Raw genomic sequence first — 15,938 nt, forward strand, 5'->3', positions numbered from 1 at the left:
CCGGTCCGTCCGCTGGCTGTCCCGAGCCACGGGCAGGTTGCATGAAAAGTGTTGATCGATGGTAGGCCCCGCGGGCGTTTCGAGCCCGCGGGGGACCAGGCCGCGTCAGGCGACGCGGGTGAAGTCGGCGTCGCGCTCGTCACCCTCGCCCATGTCGAAGGCGAAGCCGCCGCTGCCGGCCATCGCCTTCGCCGCCGGCCGGGCCGCCGCCCGCTTGGCCGGGGCGCGGCTCACCGGCGACTTGACCACCGGGGAAGCCGCCATCCGGGCCGCCGTGGCGCGCAACTGCGTCACCGCCCCGTCGATCTCCCGCGTGCCGGTCGCCGGCGCCTGCTTCCCGTCGATGCGGAAGTACGATGGCCGCCTGGAGCGTTTCGGCCTGGGCCGCCAGTTCCTCGGAGGTCGCCGAGACCTGCTCGGAGGCGGACGCGTTCTGCTGGGTCACCTTGTCGAGCTGCTGGATCGCCTGGTTGATCTGGCCCGAGCCGACATCCTGCTCGCGGCAGGCCGCCGAGATCTCTTCCACCAGCGAGGCCGTCTTCTTGATGTCGGGCACGAGCCGCCCGAGCATGTCGCCGGCCTCGCGCGCCGCCTTGACCGTGTCGATCGACAGGGTGCCGATCTCGGCGGCCGCGGCTTGGCTACGCTCGGCGAGTTTCCTCACCTCCGAGGCCACCACCGCGAAGCCGCGGCCGTGCTCGCCCGCGCGCGNCGCTCCTGCACGGCCTCGGGCGATGCTGGATCGCCTGRTTGATCTGGCCCGAGCCGACATCCTGCTCGCGGCAGGCCGCCGAGATCTCTTCCACCAGCGAGGCCGTCTTCTTGATGTCGGGCACGAGCCGCCCGAGCATGTCGCCGGCCTCGCGCGCCGCCTTGACCGTGTCGATCGACAGSGTGCCGATCTCGGCGGCCGCGGCTTGGCTACGCTCGGCGAGTTTCCTCACCTCCGAGGCCACCACCGCGAAGCCGCGGCCGTGCTCGCCCGCGCGCGCCGCTTCCACCGCGGCGTTGAGCGCCAGCAGATCGGTCTGGCGGGCGATCTCCTGCACGATGGTGATCTTCTGGGCGATGGTCTGCATCGCCTCGACCGCGCGRCCCACGGCGACGCCGCTCGCTTCGGCATCCTTGGCCGATTGCCGGGCGATGGACTCGGTCTGGCCGGCGTTCTCGGCGTTCTGCTTCACGTTCGCCGCCATCTCCTCCATGGAGGCGGAGGCCTCCTCGGTGGACGAGGCNCGGGCGATGGACTCGGTCTGGCCGGCGTTCTCGGCGTTCTGCTTCACGTTCGCCGCCATCTCCTCCATGGAGGCGGAGGCCTCCTCGGTGGACGAGGCCTGCTCGGTCGAGCCCTGCGACAGCTGCTCGGCGGAGGCCGACAGTTCCTGGCTTCCGGCCGAGACGTTGCTCGCCGAGGCGATCACCTGACCGACGACCTCGCGCAGCTTCACGTTCATCGCCTGGATGGCGTGCAGCAGGTCGGTGACCTCGTCGCGGCCGGTGGCCGCCACGTCCCGGGTCAGGTCGCCCGCGGCGACGCTCTGGGCGGCGGTGACCGCCTTCGACAGGCCCCGCGAGATCGAGAACGCCATCCACAGGGCCATGGCGAGGCCGAGCAGCACGGCGCCGACCACGACGCCGATCAGGATCGTGCGGACCGACTGGTAGGATTCCTGGGTGTCGTGGACGAAGCCCTGGGCCACGCTCTCCTCGTAGCCGCGCAGCTTGCCCACTTCCTCGACCACCGCACGGCGGGCCTCGGTGAACGGGCCGACATAGTAGCGCAGCGCCTTGGCGTCGGTGTTGGCGAGCCCGAGGGCGAACACCTTCTCGGCCGAGGGCTCCCAGGTCTTCACGGCGGTAGAAAGCGCCCCTGCCGCCTCGGTGTAGCCGCCGGCCCGGCCGGCATCGAGCAGCTTGGCGATGTCACGGCCGAGCGCCTTCTGCGTCTCGGCGAACTCGCCGGCGATCTTGGCCAGCAGGGCGTCGTCGGTCACCACGATCTCGCGGTAGATCTCGCCGCGCAGGCGGACCATCTTGAGTTCGATGGCGGTAATGAGAGTACGGTCCTCGACCGAGAGGTCGGCTCGCGCCTTGAGGTCGTCGATGCGCGCCATCACGGCCGTGTAGGCGGCGAACTGCTCGCCGGTCGCGACACCGTTGGCGGTGTTGTTGCCGTTCTGGACGGCGAATTCCAGGCCCTTGGTCACGGCCTCGCTGAGCTTGGTCCAGTTCTCGCGCAGGGGCTGGATGCGGGGGCGGTCCTCGACCGGGACGAGGTCGGTGTATTCCTTCAGGATGCCCTGGAGCTTGGCGTCATGCGCCTTGAAGTCGGCGAACAGCTTCTCGCGGGCGCCGGTCGTGGGTTCCAGCATCGAGCGGGCGAACATGCGGGCGGCATCGAAGGACATCGCCTCCATGCGCAGCACCCGCTGGACCTGGGAGAACGGGCGGGCCGCGAAGGACTGCATCCGGTCGTTGGACTGGCTCAGGCTGGTCACCGCCAGGGTGCCGGCACCGCCGAGCAGCACGAGGATCACCCCGAAGGAGATCCCCAGTTTGGCCTTGATCGTGAAACGCATGGTGTGGTCAGCCCCTACTTGCTTTCATCTTGCTTTCAGCGCCGGGCCCAAGGCTTCGAGGCCTTGTTGTGCGAGCCCGGCGTGCTTTTCGTCGAAGGGAGGATCGCTCAGGCGACGCGGGTGAAGTCGGCGTCGCGTTCGTCGCCCTCGCCCATGTCGAAGGCAAAGCCCCCGCCTTGGGATTTGGCCGCCGGGCGGGCCGCCGCCCGCTTGGCCGGCGCACGGCTCACCGGTGATTTCACCACCGGGGAGGCCGCCATCCATCCGGGCCGCCGTGGCGCGCAACTGCGTCACCGCCCCGTCGATCTCCCGCGTGCCGGTCGCCGGCGCCTGCTTCCCGTCGATGCGGAAGTAGGCGATCGTCGCCTGCAAGGTCTCGGCCTGGGCGGCCAGCTCCTCGGAGGTCGCCGAGACCTGCTCGGAGGCGGAGGCGTTCTGCTGGGTCACCTTGTCGAGCTGCTGGATCGCCTGATTGATCTGGCCCGAGCCGACATCCTGCTCGCGGCAGGCCGCCGAGATCTCTTCCACCAGCGAGGCCGTCTTCTTGATGTCGGGCACGAGCCGCCCGAGCNCCGAGGCCACCACCGCGAAGCCGCGGCCGTGCTCGCCCGCGCGCCGCTTCCACCGCGGCGTTGAGCGCCAGCAGATCGGTCTGGCGGGCGATCTCCTGCACGATGGTGATCTTCTGGGCGATGGTCTGCATCGCCTCGACCGCGCGGCCCACGGCGACGCCGCTCGCTTCGGCATCCTTGGCCGATTGCCGGGCGATGGACTCGGTCTGGCCGGCGTTCTCGGCGTTCTGCTTCACGTTCGCCGCCATCTCCTCCATGGAGGCGGAGGCCTCCTCGGTGGACGAGGCTTGCTCGGTCGAGCCCTGCGACAGCTGCTCGGCGGAGGCCGACAGCTCCTGCGAACCGGCCGAGACGTTGGCGGCGGCCGCGGTCGCGTCCGACACCACGGCGCGCAGCCGCGTCAGCATCGTCTGGAGCGCGGTGCCGAGCTTGTCCTTCTCGGACAGGGGCTTGGCCGCGACCGTGAGGTTGCCGCCCGCGATCTCGTCGGCGATGGCCGCGGTCGCGTCGAGGTTGCGCGTCATCGCGTTGAGCGCGCGGATCAGGTCGCCGACCTCGTCGGAGGCGTTGGAGGTCAGCGTCCGGCTGAGATCACCGACGGCCACCGCGTTGGCCAGCGCGACGGCCTGACCCAGGCCCCGGCTGATCTGAAGCGCGATCCACGTCGCCGCCGCCAGCGCGATCAGGAGCGAGGCGGCGAGCATGCCGATCAGCAGCATCCGGGCGTTCGCGGCATCCGTGGCGCCGGTGGTCGCAACCTCCTCCATCCGATGGCGGATCTGGCCGCTGTAATCGTCGAGCGCCTTGATGGCGGCGAGCAGCTGCGTGCGTCCCTCGCCCATGGTGAGGGACTGGGCCCGCAGGTTGCCGCCCTCGGTCGCGATCGTCACGACGCGCGCGGCCGAGGCGAAGGCCTTCTCGTACTGGCTGGTCACGGCGGCTGCCGAGACGCCGCCGGCATCGATGGCCGCGACCGTCCGGGCGATGTCGGCCGCGACTTCCTTACCGGCCTGCTGCGCGATCCGGGTCGATTCCTCCAGTTCGGTGAGCGAGCCGGCGCTCAGCACCATCATGATCTGGCGGGTGTAGCGCAGCCAGCTCTCCCGCGCCTTCTCGAAGGCGAAGGCGGCGCGCAGCTGCTCCTCGCTCGCGCCGGGCTTGGTCAGGGTGGCGGCGAGCGCGTCGGAGGCCTCGTTCAGGCCCTTGATGATGGCGGTGGTCTCGCTCTGCCACGTCTGGAACGCGCGGAAGTTCGAGTTGAGGCGACCGTTGCGCACCACCTCGTCCTGCACCTTGAACAGGAGCCCGATCCGCTCCGAGACGCCCTCCAGCGCGCGCCGCTCGTCGGCGCCCGCACTCCGCTCCAACTCGTCCTTGGCCTTGAACAGGTCCCGGCGCGCCGTCCCGAGATCCGTGTTCAGCAGATCGAGCTTGGCCGGATCGCTCTCGAGGATGATGTTCTTCTCGATCCGGGCGGTGGTGTTGAGGAAGTTCTGCAGATCGGAGACCTTGGTGACGCGCTCGCCCTGGCGGGCGAGATCCGCCTGGCTCGCCGCCAAGTCCGATAGCTTGACGTAGCTTAAGCCCCCCGCCGCCGCGGAGAGCAGCAGCACGACGCCGAAGGCGCCTGCGAGTTTGATTTTGACCGTGACCCTCATGATTTCGTTTCCGTTCGTCTGGAACTGTTGCTGGGTCTCACCTCGGCTCGCTCAATTAAGGATCCGCTCGACATCCGGCAGGATGACGAACTCGTCTCCGAATTTGACGATCGATTTGATGAATTCGGGACGCCACGCGGTGCCGACCTTGGGCATCCGCTGTTCGGTGCCGGCCTGAAGCTCGGTCACCTCGAACACCTTGTCGGCGACGAGCGCCACCACGACGGGATCGCCCTCGATCTCGACCTCGATCACCACGAAGCGGGTGTCCTGGGTCGCCGCCTCCGGCCGCATGCCGAAGCGCTCGCGGATGTCGGCGAGCGGCACGACGTTGCCGCGCACGTTCACGATCCGGTTCAGATGCGCCCGCGCCCCCGCCACGCGGGTCGCGGGGATCGGGTCGATGATCTCGCGCACCATCCCGGCATCGAGCGCGAAGGTCTCGGAGCCGATCCGCACCATCACCACCTGCAGCCCCGCGATGGGCTCCAGGGTCTCCACCGAGCCGGTCATCACGCCACCTCTTGAAATTCTTGCAAGGAATCGGGCCGGTTGCCCATGACGAGCTGGCCGATATCGATGATGAGGGCGGCGGTGCCGTCGCCGAGGATCGACGCCCCCGAGAAGGTCGCCACGTCCGCGTGGAGCTTGGAGAGCGACTTGATCACCGTCTGGTGGTTGCCGATGATCTGATCGACCACGAGCCCGATCCGGGTCTCGCCGACCGAGACGATGATGACCTTCTGATGCGGGTCGGGCTCGCCCTCGGCCGAAAACAGGCTCCGCAGCCGCAGGAACGGCACCAGCGCGCCGCGGATGTTCAGGAAGTCGCGGCCCCGCCCCGCCCGGTCGCCCTCGGGCAGCTCGACGCATTCCTCCACCGCCGAGAGCGGCACGACGTAGCGCCCCTCGCCGACACGGATCAGCAGGCCCTCGATGATCGCCAGGGTCAGCGGCAGCCGCAAAGCCACCGTGGTGCCGGCCCCCGGCACCGTCGTGAGGTCGATGGTGCCCCGCAGGCCCTCGATCGTCTTCTTGACCACGTCCATGCCGACGCCGCGGCCCGACAGGGCCGAGATGGTCGCGGCGGTCGAGAAGCCCGGCGCGAACAGGAACTGGTAGACCTGCTGGTCGCTCAGGACCGTGCCGGGGGCGCAGAGCCCCTTCTCCTCGGCCTTGGCGCGGATGCGGGCGGCGTCGAGCCCGGCGCCGTCGTCGCGCACGCTGACCATCACCTGCGCGCCGGCATGCTCGGCGGTGAGCGTGATGCGGCCGGTGGCGCCCTTCCCGTTCTCGGCGCGACGGGCCGGATCCTCGATGCCGTGGTCGATGGCGTTGCGGATCAGGTGGACCAGCGGATCGGCCAGCCGCTCGATCATCGTCTTGTCGAGTTCGGTGTCCTCGCCGTCCGTGACGAACTCGACCGGCTTGCCGAGATCGCGCGACAGGTCGTGGACGAGGCGGCGGAAGCGGCCGAACAGCGTGCCGATCGGCACCATGCGGATGCTCATCGTGGTGTCGCGCAACCGCGCCGACAGCCGCTCGATCTCCTCCGAGATCGTCTTGATGCCGCCGTCCGAATGCAGGCCCGCGAGTTGGCTCAGCCGCGCCTGGGCGATCACGAGTTCGCCGACCCGGTCCATCAACTCGTCGAGGCGCTCGGCCTCGACCCGCACCGTGCTGGTGGGCCTCTCCTCAGTTCGACGCGCGACGGCACGGGGCTCCGGGGCGGGCGGTGCTTTGGGTGGGGTGGGCGGCACGACGGCGACCACGGACACAGGCGCCGCGACCGGTGCTTCGGCGGGAATCTCGGCCTTTGGCGGCGCCTCGGCCTCTGCATCGAATGGCGTCAGGGTGAGGGTCACCTCGTCCTGACTGAACAGAAAAACGTCCTCGATCGCCTCCCGGCTCACCGCCTTGCGCAGGGTGACGTCCCAGCCGATCGCCAGCGCCTCCGGGTCGAGGGCGTCGAGGCCGGGCAGCGCGTCGAGGCGGGGGACGACCGTGCAAGGGCCGAGGTCGCGCAGGTCGTCGAGGAGGGCGAGCGGGTTGGTGCCGTTGCGCAGCACCTCGGGTGCGAAGGCGATCCCGATCCGCCAGCCGGTTTCTTCGCTGAGGGCGGGGGCGGGCGCAGCGACCGGCGCGGCGGGGGCGGGGCTCGGCGCGGGGGCGACGCTGGCTTTGCCACCGTCCTTGGCACCGCCGACGAGACGCCCGAGCTCGTCGAGGATGGCCTCTCCGAAGACCGGCTCGGTCCCGTCCGGGTCCTCGATCAGCAGGCGGATGTAGTCCTTGGCCGAGAGGGCGACGTTGACGAGGTCGAGGCTCGCGGGCACGCGGCCCTGCCGCACGAGGTCGAACGCGGTCTCGAAATCGTGGGTGAAGGCCGCCACCCGCTCGAAGCCGAACATGGCGCCCGAGCCCTTGATGGTGTGCAGCGCCCGGAAGGCGGTGTCGATCAGGGCCCGGTCCTGCGGCTTCTCGCCGAGGTCGAGCAGGGTCGTCTCCAAGGTTTCCAGAAGTTCGTCGGCTTCCGTACGGAAGACGGCGACGGGGTCCAGGGTCGTCATGTCTGCACCGGCCTTTGAGGCATGCCCGATGGTCACACAACGGAGGTCCAGCGCCGCGTCCGGTACTGTGCTCGATCACGTACAGGTCCTCCGCCTCGTCGGAGCGAGGCAAAAGACATCGCGTGATCGCGGTGAGTGCCGTGGAAATGCTGTCTTCCGTGGTGATCGACAGAAAAAGGCCAAACGATGAATATTTTGTGAAGCATAACATTAGATAAAATCAAGTATAAAAGTAGAGTTTGATGCCGTGCTCCGGGTGTCCTGGGATCGCCGGATCACAGGACGGAGGGGTCGGAGATCGCCTCGGGAGAGATCGTGGGCGGATGCCTCGGGCCGGGCGTCGCGCCGTGATGTCGGAGGTGGATGCCGCCCCATCGACGCCGCATCCACCTCACGCCGCCATCGCGAGGCGGCGCCGAAGCGGTCCAGGGTGCGACGTTTTCGGAAAGGACGCGACTGCGCCGAAGGGGCGGCCACCGAAAGGTGTCATCCGGCGAGTGCGGAGCACTGGATTGCTTCGGCTCCGCCTCGCAATGACGGAGAGGCTGGATAAGCCGGCGGAGACTGAAAAACCGGAGTCAGTTATTGAAAACGTGTCGTCCGCACACAACAGATTTCCCACCCAACCCCCTCATCCTTCGAGGCCCGCTCGCGCGGGCCGCTCAGGATGAGGGTGTGGGTGGGAGAGGCCGACTAAAAAACTCAGAAAAGATCGATGCCCTCGAACGGATCGTCCGAGGCCGTCGCGGCGGGCGCCGGGGCGGGCTCGCCCGTCAGCACGTGGCGACGGAGGCGGTCGCGGACTTCGCCGAGGGTGCAGGCGGCGACCATCGCCTCGGCCCAGACCGGGTCCGGGGTGCCGTCCGCCGCCTCGGGGGTCTCGGCCGCGGTGCGCTCGGCCATCCGGGCGAGTTCGGCGTCGAGCGCCCGCAGCACGGTCTGGGTGTTCTCGATGCGCTGCTTCGTCAGGTCCTGGAACTGCATCGCCACGATGGCGCCGGCGACATCCGCGGTGATCGATTGCGTCGTCTCGGCGGTCTGCTGGAGCACGCCGGCGAAGCGGGTGTTCTGCGCCACCAGCGTCTGCATCACGGTCTGCACCCGCGCCTCCGCACTGCGGCTCTCGTCGGAGACATCGACGGTGGCGATGTCCTGCAACAGGCCGTGGCTGCCGCGCAGGCCGGTCGCGATGGAGCCGATCTGCTCCTTGATCGTGGCCGAGAGCGTGTTGATCGATTGCGCCAGCAGCCGCACCTCGTCGGCCACCACGGCGAAGGCGCGGCCGGCTTCCCCCGCGCGCGCCGCCTCGATCTTGGCGTTGAGCGCGAGCAGGTTGGTCTGACGGTTGATCGCCTCGATCCGCGCGACGCTGCCCTCGACCGAGCCGATCTCGGTCAGCACCGTGTCGAGGGAGCGGGCCGTCGCGCCGCCCTGGCGGGAGAGGCGACCGACCTTGTCCATCAGCGCGCCGAGCGTGTCGCCGAGACCCGCGGCGACGTCGGCGAGCAGCATCGAATGCCCGTCGATCTCGACCTCCTGGATCGAGGCGACGAGGCCCTGCACGATCTCCGCCTGATCGCGGGTCGTGGCGGCGATGCGCTCGAACCGGCCGGTGAGACCCTGGACGCTCTCCTCCATATGGGCGGCGGTGAGACCCGCCTCGCCGACGAGGGCTTCGAGGGCGCGGCGTTGCAGGGTGGACAGGCCGAGCCAGGCCTGAAGCAGATCGATGGCGCCGGCCTGGTCCGGGGCGACCGCGGGCGAGGGCTCTGAATCCGACACGGCGACCGGGACCAGCCGCTGCACGCGGCGCGGTTGCAGCCACGTGACGCCGGTGCGCTCCTGCGCGAGCTTCGCGACTTCGGAAATCATCGTCCGCGCTCCAAGGGACCGTCTGCGCCGCGGTGCCCAGCGGGCGACACGCCGCCGAAGGCTTAAGGGCTCATGCTTGCCGAAGCGTTAGCGCGGTGCGGTTGAAATGCGGGGAGGATTCAACAAAACTTTACGAGGGACCGGTCTAACTCTTGTCACGAGGCGCGGTTCCCGGGCCTCGACAGGATAGCCGCCGGCCATGTCAGAACAATTATCCGTCAGGTTGTCCGGCGATTGTACGGTGCGTTCGATTCGGACGCTGCACCGTGAGATCGCCGCCGCCCTGGAGACGAGCGCTGACTTGAGCCTCGACTGCGCGCAAATCGAGCGCGCCGACATCGCCTTCGTGCAGTTGGTGCTCTCGGCCGCCGCCACGGCGCGGGCCCAAGCCAAGCGGATCGATCTGATCGACGCATCCGACGTGGTGGCGAGCGCCTTCGCGCGGGCGGGCCTGCAGCCGCGGGCGCCGTTCGCGCCGGCCGCCTGAAGCCAACCTCACGTTTCAAATCACGAAAGTCCTGGAGTTCCCCCATGGCCACCGTTCTCGCCGTCGATGACTCCGCGAGCATCCGGCAGATGATCAAGGTCGTCCTCGGACCGGCCGGTCACACCGTCATCGAGGCGGGCGACGGCGCCGAAGGCATCGTCAAGGCCAAGAGCGCCGCGCTCAACCTCGTCATCACGGACCTCAACATGCCGGTGATGAACGGCCTCGACATGATCAAGAATCTGCGCACGCTGCCGGCGCTCACCGGCGTGCCGATCCTGTTCCTCAGCACGGAATCGGACGAGGGCATCAAGCAGCAGGCCAAGGCCGCGGGCGCCACCGGCTGGATCACGAAGCCGTTCAAGCCCGAGCAGTTGCTGGCGGTGGTCTCGAAGCTGACCCGCGCCTGACCGCGACGAACCGACCGACGATGGTTCCGTTCATCGTCAGTCGCCCCCGCGACGGCGGGGCGGCGGTCGTCCGCCGGACGCGCGGCACGGGATCATCGATCCTGTGCCGTGCAACCATCAGACAGCCAAGCCGCGGGCCTGTGCTTCGGCCCGCACCGTGTCGAGCAACGCCCGCGATGCGATCAGGCGGCGGTCGAGCATCGGATCGGTGAGCCGGTCGATGAAGATCGGCGCCGTCGCCTGCGCTTCCTGGGTCCGCCGCTCCAGGTCGCCGCGCAGCACCCGCAGATAGGGAATGCCCATCGGCCCGAGCCGGTCGAGGGTCGGGCACAGATCCGAGCGGAACTCGCGCGACAGGCCCGCGAGCCCGACCTGCGCGCTCTCGTAGGCGCCGATCAGGCTGTGCGCCCGCCCGACCGCTTCCTGCGGAAACGAAGTTCGGAACATTTGTGAGACTCCCCCGATCTGGACGAGGATCGAGGAGTGAACGCGCCGCATTCCCCGCCGGTTCGAGCGTGGCTGTTACGATTGCCCGATCCGAGACAGATGTTCCGTCTTGTGCGTTGCATTGTTGACACCCGCGGTTCGCGGTGCCAGTCCGCCGCACCTTGATTCCGCCGGGGCGCCTGCTTCGGCGGCTCTTTAAAAGACGGCGGGGACGACGAGCGGCATGACGCGGGCCTTCATCTTTCCGGGGCAGGGCAGCCAGGCGGTCGGCATGGGCAAGGCGCTCGCCGAATCCTCGCCCGCCGCCCGCGCGGTCTTCGCCGAAGTGAACGAGGCGCTCGGCCAGAACCTGTCGAAATTGATGTTCGAGGGCCCGGCCGACGAGCTGACGCTGACGGCCAACGCCCAGCCGGCGCTGATGGCCGCGAGCCTCGCGGTCCTGCGCACGCTGGAGGCCGAGCGCGGCCTCGATCTTTCGCGCGACGCGGCGTTCGTCGCTGGTCACTCGCTCGGCGAATATTCGGCGCTGGCCGCGGCCGGCACGTTCTCCATCGCCGAAGCCGCGCGCCTGCTGCGCATCCGGGGCCAAGCGATGCAGAAGGCGGTGGCGCCGGGCGTCGGCGCCATGGCGGCGCTGCTCGGGCCCGATCTCGAGACCGCCCGCGCCATCGCCCAGGAGGCCGCCGAGGGCATGATCTGCGGCGTCGCCAACGACAACGGTGCCGGGCAGGTCGTGCTGTCGGGCCACAAGGAGGCGGTCGAGCGGGCGATGGCGCTGGCGCAGTCGCGCGGCGTGCGCCGCGCGGTGCTCCTCAACGTCTCCGCCCCGTTCCACTGTGCCCTGATGGCGCCCGCCGCCGAGACCATGAAGGCGGCGCTGGCCGAGGTGACGCTGAACCCGCCGGTCGTGCCGGTCTATGCCAACGTCACGGCGGGCCCGCTGACCGATCCGGCGGCGATCCGCGAGGCTTTGGTCGCCCAGGTCACCGGTACCGTGCGCTGGAGCGAGAGCGTCGCCGCCATGGCCGAGGCCGGCGTCGACCGCTTCCATGAACTCGGCGCCGGCAAGGTGCTGACCGGCCTCGTCAAGCGCATCGCGCCGGGCGCCAGCGCCTCGCCCGTCGGCACGCCTGACGACGTCGCCGCCTACGCTTAAGAAGCTGCCCAAGGACAATCCGATGTTCGACCTGACCGGCCGCAAGGCCCTCGTCACCGGCGCGACCGGCGGCCTCGGCGGCGCCATCGCCCGCGCGCTCCACGCCCAAGGCGCCCACGTCGCCCTCTCGGGGACGCGAAAGAGCGTGCTCGAAGACCTCGCGGCCGAACTCGGCGGCGAACGCGTCGCGGTGGTCGAAGCCGACCTCGCCGACAAGGCGGCCGTCGAAGCGCTGCTGCCGGCGGCCGAATCGGCGCTCGGCGGGCTCGACATCCTCGTGAACAACGCCGGCATCACCCGCGACAACCTCTTCATGCGGATGAAGGACGAGGAGTGGGAGGCGGTCATCAACGTCAACCTCACCGCCGCCTTCCGGCTATCCCGGGCGGCGCTGCGGGGCATGATGAAGCGCCGCTACGGCCGCATTATCGGCATCGGCTCGGTCGTCGGCACCACCGGCAATCCGGGCCAGGGCAATTACGCGGCGGCGAAAGCCGGGCTCGTCGGCATGACCAAGGCGCTGGCGGCGGAAGTCGCGAGCCGCAACGTCACCGTCAACTGCATCGCGCCGGGCTTCATTTCTTCGGCGATGACGGACGCGCTGAACGAGAAGCAGCGCGAGACCATCCTGACCCGCGTGCCCGCCGGGCGCCTCGGCACGGCGACCGAGATCGGCGCGGCGGCGGTGTATCTGGCATCGGAAGAAGCCGCCTACGTCACCGGCCAGACGCTCCACGTCAACGGCGGCATGGCGATGGTCTGAACCCGTCCACAGAGATGGTTTCCGACCGAAAAACCACGCCACTGAACGCTTTCTGAACCGCCTCTCGCCAGCACGGAAACCCTGTGTTAACACCCGGCTCAGCCGTGCAGGGGAGTTGACGGTTCAGCGGGTTGCGGCTTTCCAAACCACGCGTGATCGAACAACGGTCGTCTCGAAGAACCCCCGAAGCGGGTAGGCGGCCACGGCGCTTTCGTCGAAGCAAACCACCACGATCGAGAAGACGAGGACCAACAACGATGAGCGATATCGCCGAGCGCGTGAAGAAGATCGTCGTCGAGCACCTGGGCGTCGAGCCGGAGAAGGTCACCGAGGCCTCCAACTTCATCGACGATCTCGGCGCCGACAGCCTCGACACCGTCGAGCTGGTGATGGCGTTCGAGGAGGAGTTCAACGTCGAGATCCCGGACGACGCCGCCGAGACCATTCAGACGGTCGGCGACGCGGTCAAGTTCCTGGAAAAGAACTCCGCCTGATCGGAGACGTCCTCGTGCGGGCGGGGTCGACAGGCCCCGCGCGCCGTTTACCTATGTTCAACGAAGCCCCGGTCACCGGGCCGGGTCACGGATCGATCGGGAACGTGCGATGCGTCGGGTGGTGATCACGGGTCTGGGGGCGGTCACGCCGCTGGGAGGCAGCGTCGAACACACCTGGAGCCGGTTGATCGCCGGCGATAGCGGCGCGTCCCAGGTCACCGCGTTCCAGACCGACGACCTCGCCTGCCGCATCGCCTGCACGCTGCCCTTCGGCGACGGCAGCGACGGCACCTTCAATCCCGATACGTGGATGGAGGCGAAGGAGCAGCGCAAGGTCGATCCGTTCATCGTCTACGCCATGGCCGCCGCCGGTCAGGCACTCGACGACGCCGACTGGCACCCGAAGTCGGACGAGGATCAGGAGGCCACCGGCGTCCTGATCGGCTCCGGCATCGGCGGCATCGGCACGATCTACGACGCCTCGGTGACCCTCCACGAGAAGGGGCCGCGGCGCATCTCGCCGTTCTTCATTCCCGGCCGCATCATCAACCTCGCCTCGGGGCAGGTCTCGATCCAGCACGGCCTCAAGGGTCCGAACCACGCGGTCGTCACCGCCTGCTCCACCGGGGCGCACGCCATCGGCGACGCCTCGCGGCTGATCGCGCTGGGCGACGCCGACGTGATGGTGGCCGGCGGCACCGAGGCGCCGGTCAACCGGCTCTCGCTGGCGGGGTTCGCGGCCTGCCGCGCGCTCTCCACCGGCTTCAACGACGACCCGACCCGCGCCTCGCGCCCCTACGACCGCGACCGCGACGGCTTCGTCATGGGCGAGGGCGCGGGCGTCGTCGTGCTGGAGGAATACGAGCACGCGAAAGCCCGCGGCGCCAAGATCTACGCCGAGGTGATCGGCTACGGCCTGTCGGGCGACGCCTACCACATCACCTCGCCCGCGCCCGACGGCGACGGCGGCTTCCGCTGCATGACGGCCGCGGTGAAGCGGGCCGGCATCGACCCGTCCGAGATCGACTACATCAACGCCCACGGCACCTCGACGCCGCTCGGCGACGAGCTGGAGCTGAAGGCGGTCGAGCGCCTGCTGGGCGCGTCCGCCTCCAAGGCCTCAATGTCCTCCACCAAGTCCGCCATCGGCCACCTGCTCGGTGCGGCCGGCGCGGTCGAGGCCATCTTCTCCGTGCTGGCGATCCGCGACGGCGTGATGCCGCCGACGCTCAACCTCGACAACCCATCGGTCGAGACGGCGATCGACCTGATCCCGCACGAGGCCAAGCGCAAGCGCGTCGATACCGTGCTGTCGAACTCGTTCGGCTTCGGCGGCACCAACGCCTCGCTGCTGATGCGCCGGGTGGATTGAGCGACGCGTCTTACGTTAACGCCATTTCGCCACAAAACCGCATAAGGGTCCTGCTCGACACGCGCGGCCGGCCGTGAGCCTCATGGCTCCGGGAAGTCCGGCGACGATTCGTCGAGAATCGTGCGCGGCTCGCAGCAGGGTTCCGATGTTCCGCAGACGACAAGCGCCGCCCTCGCCGCCGCCCGCTCCCGAGGAGCCGTCGCTGCCCAACCGTCTGTCGCCGCGCAGCCCGAGCGAGGCGCTGAAGCCCACCGTCGCCCCGCCGCCGCCCGAGAAGCCGGAGCGCCGCCGCGGCGGCCTGCTCGCCGCCGTCAGCGGATTCCTGACGCTGGCGGTCATCGCCGCGCTCGGCGCGATGGTCGTGGTCACGCTGTTCAACCGGCAGGCCAACGAGCCGGGACCGCTGCCTGCCGACAAGGTCGTGGTGATCCCCAACCGCAGCGGCACCTCCGAGATCGCCCAGCTCCTCGCCCGCGAGGGCGTGATCGAGCATCCCAACCTGTTCGAGCTGACTGCCCGTTTCGGCGGCAAGGGTCCGCTCAAGCACGGCGAGTACGTGTTCAAGGCCCATGCCAGTGTCCGCGACGCCATCGACACCCTGGCGAACGGGCGTCAGGTCCAGCACGCCATCACCTTTCCCGAGGGGCTGACCTCGGAGCAGATCGTGGCGCGCTTGAGCGAGAACGACGTGCTGTCCGGCGAGATCGCCGAGACCCCGCCGGAGGGCTCGCTCCTGCCCGACACCTACAAGTTCGAGCGCGGCGCCACCCGCCAGCAGATCGTCAACCTGATGCGGGCGAAGCAACGCGAGGTGCTGGCCCAGATCTGGCAGCGCCGCAGCCCCGAGGTGCCGGTGAAGACGCCCGCCGAGATGGTGACGCTCGCCTCCATCGTCGAGAAGGAGACGGGTCGCGCCGACGAGCGCCCGCGGGTGGCCGGCGTGTTCGTCAACCGCCTGCAGAAGCGGATGAAGCTGCAATCCGACCCGACCATCGTCTACGGCCTCGTCGGCGGGCGCGGCACGCTGGGGCGCGGGATCCTGCGCTCGGAGATCGACCGCCCGACCCCCTACAACACCTACGTGATCGAGGGCCTGCCGCCGGGCCCGATCGCCAATCCGGGCCGCGCCGCGCTGGAAGCCGTCGCCAACCCGTCGCGGACGAAGGACCTCTACTTCGTCGCCGACGGCACCGGCGGCCACGCGTTTGCCGACTCGCTGGAAGGCCACCAGCGCAACGTCACCCGCTGGCGGCAGGTGGAGCGCGCGCGCAAGGAGGCGCCGCAGCCGGAATCGGGCAGCGTCGACAAGGTCGATCCCAACACCGCCGAGCCGAACGCGCCCCAGCCCGCCGGCACCCCCGGGCGCGCCTCGGCCTACGCGCCGGGTTCGAACTCGTCGCTGGCGCTCGACGGCGCCACGATCGACGGCCAGCGCCCGAAGGCCTTCGACGCCTCCGAGGGCACTCGCCTCGATCCCCTGCGCAACAAGACCTACGATCTCGGCTCGCCCAAGACCGTGCCGGTGCTGCGCAATCCTTGAGGGCCGAGGCGGCGGTCC

The 15,938-nt window shown here is 69.4% G+C and carries 11 protein-coding genes and 5 pseudogenes; 7 read left to right on the forward strand and 9 right to left on the reverse strand.

The window, feature by feature from the left end; all coding sequences use genetic code 11:
• Positions 1-105: 105 nt before the first annotated feature.
• The 8 genes and pseudogenes from ASG52_RS25115 to ASG52_RS25140 form a co-directional block, all read right to left on the reverse strand.
• A pseudogene (locus ASG52_RS25115) lies at positions 106-711 on the reverse strand (methyl-accepting chemotaxis protein); the annotation flags it as partial.
• A gap of 1 nt (position 712) precedes the next feature.
• A pseudogene (locus ASG52_RS28560) lies at positions 713-1,235 on the reverse strand (methyl-accepting chemotaxis protein); the annotation flags it as partial.
• A 1-nt stretch (position 1,236) separates the two neighbouring features.
• A pseudogene (locus ASG52_RS25120) lies at positions 1,237-2,579 on the reverse strand (HAMP domain-containing methyl-accepting chemotaxis protein); the annotation flags it as partial.
• Between the two features lie 107 nt (positions 2,580-2,686).
• A pseudogene (locus tag ASG52_RS28565) lies at positions 2,687-3,150 on the reverse strand (methyl-accepting chemotaxis protein); the annotation flags it as partial.
• A 1-nt stretch (position 3,151) separates the two neighbouring features.
• Positions 3,152-4,809: pseudogene (locus ASG52_RS25125) on the reverse strand (methyl-accepting chemotaxis protein); the annotation flags it as partial.
• Between the two features lie 51 nt (positions 4,810-4,860).
• Positions 4,861-5,322, reverse strand: a complete 462-nt coding sequence (locus ASG52_RS25130; protein ID WP_056249538.1) for a chemotaxis protein CheW — start codon at positions 5,320-5,322, stop codon at positions 4,861-4,863.
• Positions 5,322-7,379, reverse strand: coding sequence for a chemotaxis protein CheA (locus ASG52_RS25135; protein WP_056249947.1), 2,058 nt, complete (start codon positions 7,377-7,379; stop codon positions 5,322-5,324). Before ASG52_RS25135 ends, ASG52_RS25130 begins: the two co-directional genes overlap by 1 nt.
• 702 nt (positions 7,380-8,081) lie before the next feature.
• Positions 8,082-9,251: a methyl-accepting chemotaxis protein gene (locus ASG52_RS25140; RefSeq protein WP_056249544.1), complete on the reverse strand. Its 1,170-nt coding sequence runs from the start codon at positions 9,249-9,251 to the stop codon at positions 8,082-8,084.
• 199 nt (positions 9,252-9,450) lie between these two features.
• On the opposite strand from ASG52_RS25140, the gene ASG52_RS25145 reads away from it, so the two are divergent.
• Together ASG52_RS25145 and ASG52_RS25150 are read left to right on the forward strand one after the other, a co-directional pair.
• Complete coding sequence (locus tag ASG52_RS25145) at positions 9,451-9,738, forward strand: STAS domain-containing protein (RefSeq protein ID WP_056249548.1); 288 nt, start codon at positions 9,451-9,453, stop codon at positions 9,736-9,738.
• A gap of 44 nt (positions 9,739-9,782) precedes the next feature.
• The gene (locus ASG52_RS25150) at positions 9,783-10,148 is read left to right on the forward strand and encodes a response regulator (RefSeq protein WP_056249551.1); all 366 of its coding nucleotides are present in this window, start codon (positions 9,783-9,785) and stop codon (positions 10,146-10,148) included.
• A gap of 117 nt (positions 10,149-10,265) precedes the next feature.
• Here the strand turns inward: ASG52_RS25150 and ASG52_RS25155 are convergent, their stop codons facing one another.
• Positions 10,266-10,595: a hypothetical protein gene (locus tag ASG52_RS25155; protein WP_056249553.1), complete on the reverse strand. Its 330-nt coding sequence runs from the start codon at positions 10,593-10,595 to the stop codon at positions 10,266-10,268.
• Between the two features lie 223 nt (positions 10,596-10,818).
• On the opposite strand from ASG52_RS25155, the gene fabD reads away from it, so the two are divergent.
• From fabD to mltG, 5 genes are all read left to right on the forward strand, one after another.
• Complete coding sequence (fabD, locus tag ASG52_RS25160) at positions 10,819-11,751, forward strand: ACP S-malonyltransferase (RefSeq protein ID WP_056249555.1); 933 nt, start codon at positions 10,819-10,821, stop codon at positions 11,749-11,751.
• A gap of 22 nt (positions 11,752-11,773) precedes the next feature.
• On the forward strand, positions 11,774-12,514 hold the full coding sequence (gene fabG, locus ASG52_RS25165) for a 3-oxoacyl-[acyl-carrier-protein] reductase (protein WP_056249559.1): 741 nt from the start codon (positions 11,774-11,776) through the stop codon (positions 12,512-12,514).
• A 257-nt stretch (positions 12,515-12,771) separates the two neighbouring features.
• The gene (locus tag ASG52_RS25170) at positions 12,772-13,008 is read left to right on the forward strand and encodes an acyl carrier protein (protein WP_056249561.1); all 237 of its coding nucleotides are present in this window, start codon (positions 12,772-12,774) and stop codon (positions 13,006-13,008) included.
• A gap of 109 nt (positions 13,009-13,117) precedes the next feature.
• Positions 13,118-14,380, forward strand: coding sequence for a beta-ketoacyl-ACP synthase II (gene fabF / locus ASG52_RS25175; RefSeq protein WP_056249563.1), 1,263 nt, complete (start codon positions 13,118-13,120; stop codon positions 14,378-14,380).
• Between the two features lie 145 nt (positions 14,381-14,525).
• Positions 14,526-15,920 carry an endolytic transglycosylase MltG gene (gene mltG / locus ASG52_RS25180; protein ID WP_056249566.1) on the forward strand — a complete coding sequence of 465 codons (1,395 nt, stop codon included), beginning with the start codon at positions 14,526-14,528 and terminating at the stop codon, positions 15,918-15,920.
• The last annotated feature ends 18 nt before the right edge of the window (positions 15,921-15,938 follow it).

The sequence above is a fragment of the Methylobacterium sp. Leaf456 genome (assembly GCF_001425465.1).
In the GTDB taxonomy this organism is placed as follows: domain Bacteria; phylum Pseudomonadota; class Alphaproteobacteria; order Rhizobiales; family Beijerinckiaceae; genus Methylobacterium.

Excerpts from the sequence above, each read along its gene's own strand:
- ASG52_RS25155 (WP_056249553.1), bottom strand. The coding sequence starts at position 10,595 with ATGTTCCGAACTTCGTTTCCGCAGGAAGCGGTCGGGCGGGCGCACAGC.
- ASG52_RS25170 (WP_056249561.1), top strand. The coding sequence starts at position 12,772 with ATGAGCGATATCGCCGAGCGCGTGAAGAAGATCGTCGTCGAGCACCTG.
- mltG (WP_056249566.1), top strand. The coding sequence starts at position 14,526 with ATGTTCCGCAGACGACAAGCGCCGCCCTCGCCGCCGCCCGCTCCCGAG.
- fabG (WP_056249559.1), top strand. The coding sequence starts at position 11,774 with ATGTTCGACCTGACCGGCCGCAAGGCCCTCGTCACCGGCGCGACCGGC.
- ASG52_RS25135 (WP_056249947.1), bottom strand. The coding sequence starts at position 7,379 with ATGACGACCCTGGACCCCGTCGCCGTCTTCCGTACGGAAGCCGACGAA.
- ASG52_RS25150 (WP_056249551.1), top strand. The coding sequence starts at position 9,783 with ATGGCCACCGTTCTCGCCGTCGATGACTCCGCGAGCATCCGGCAGATG.
- fabD (WP_056249555.1), top strand. The coding sequence starts at position 10,819 with ATGACGCGGGCCTTCATCTTTCCGGGGCAGGGCAGCCAGGCGGTCGGC.
- ASG52_RS25130 (WP_056249538.1), bottom strand. The coding sequence starts at position 5,322 with ATGACCGGCTCGGTGGAGACCCTGGAGCCCATCGCGGGGCTGCAGGTG.
- fabF (WP_056249563.1), top strand. The coding sequence starts at position 13,118 with ATGCGTCGGGTGGTGATCACGGGTCTGGGGGCGGTCACGCCGCTGGGA.
- ASG52_RS25140 (WP_056249544.1), bottom strand. The coding sequence starts at position 9,251 with ATGATTTCCGAAGTCGCGAAGCTCGCGCAGGAGCGCACCGGCGTCACG.
- ASG52_RS25145 (WP_056249548.1), top strand. The coding sequence starts at position 9,451 with ATGTCAGAACAATTATCCGTCAGGTTGTCCGGCGATTGTACGGTGCGT.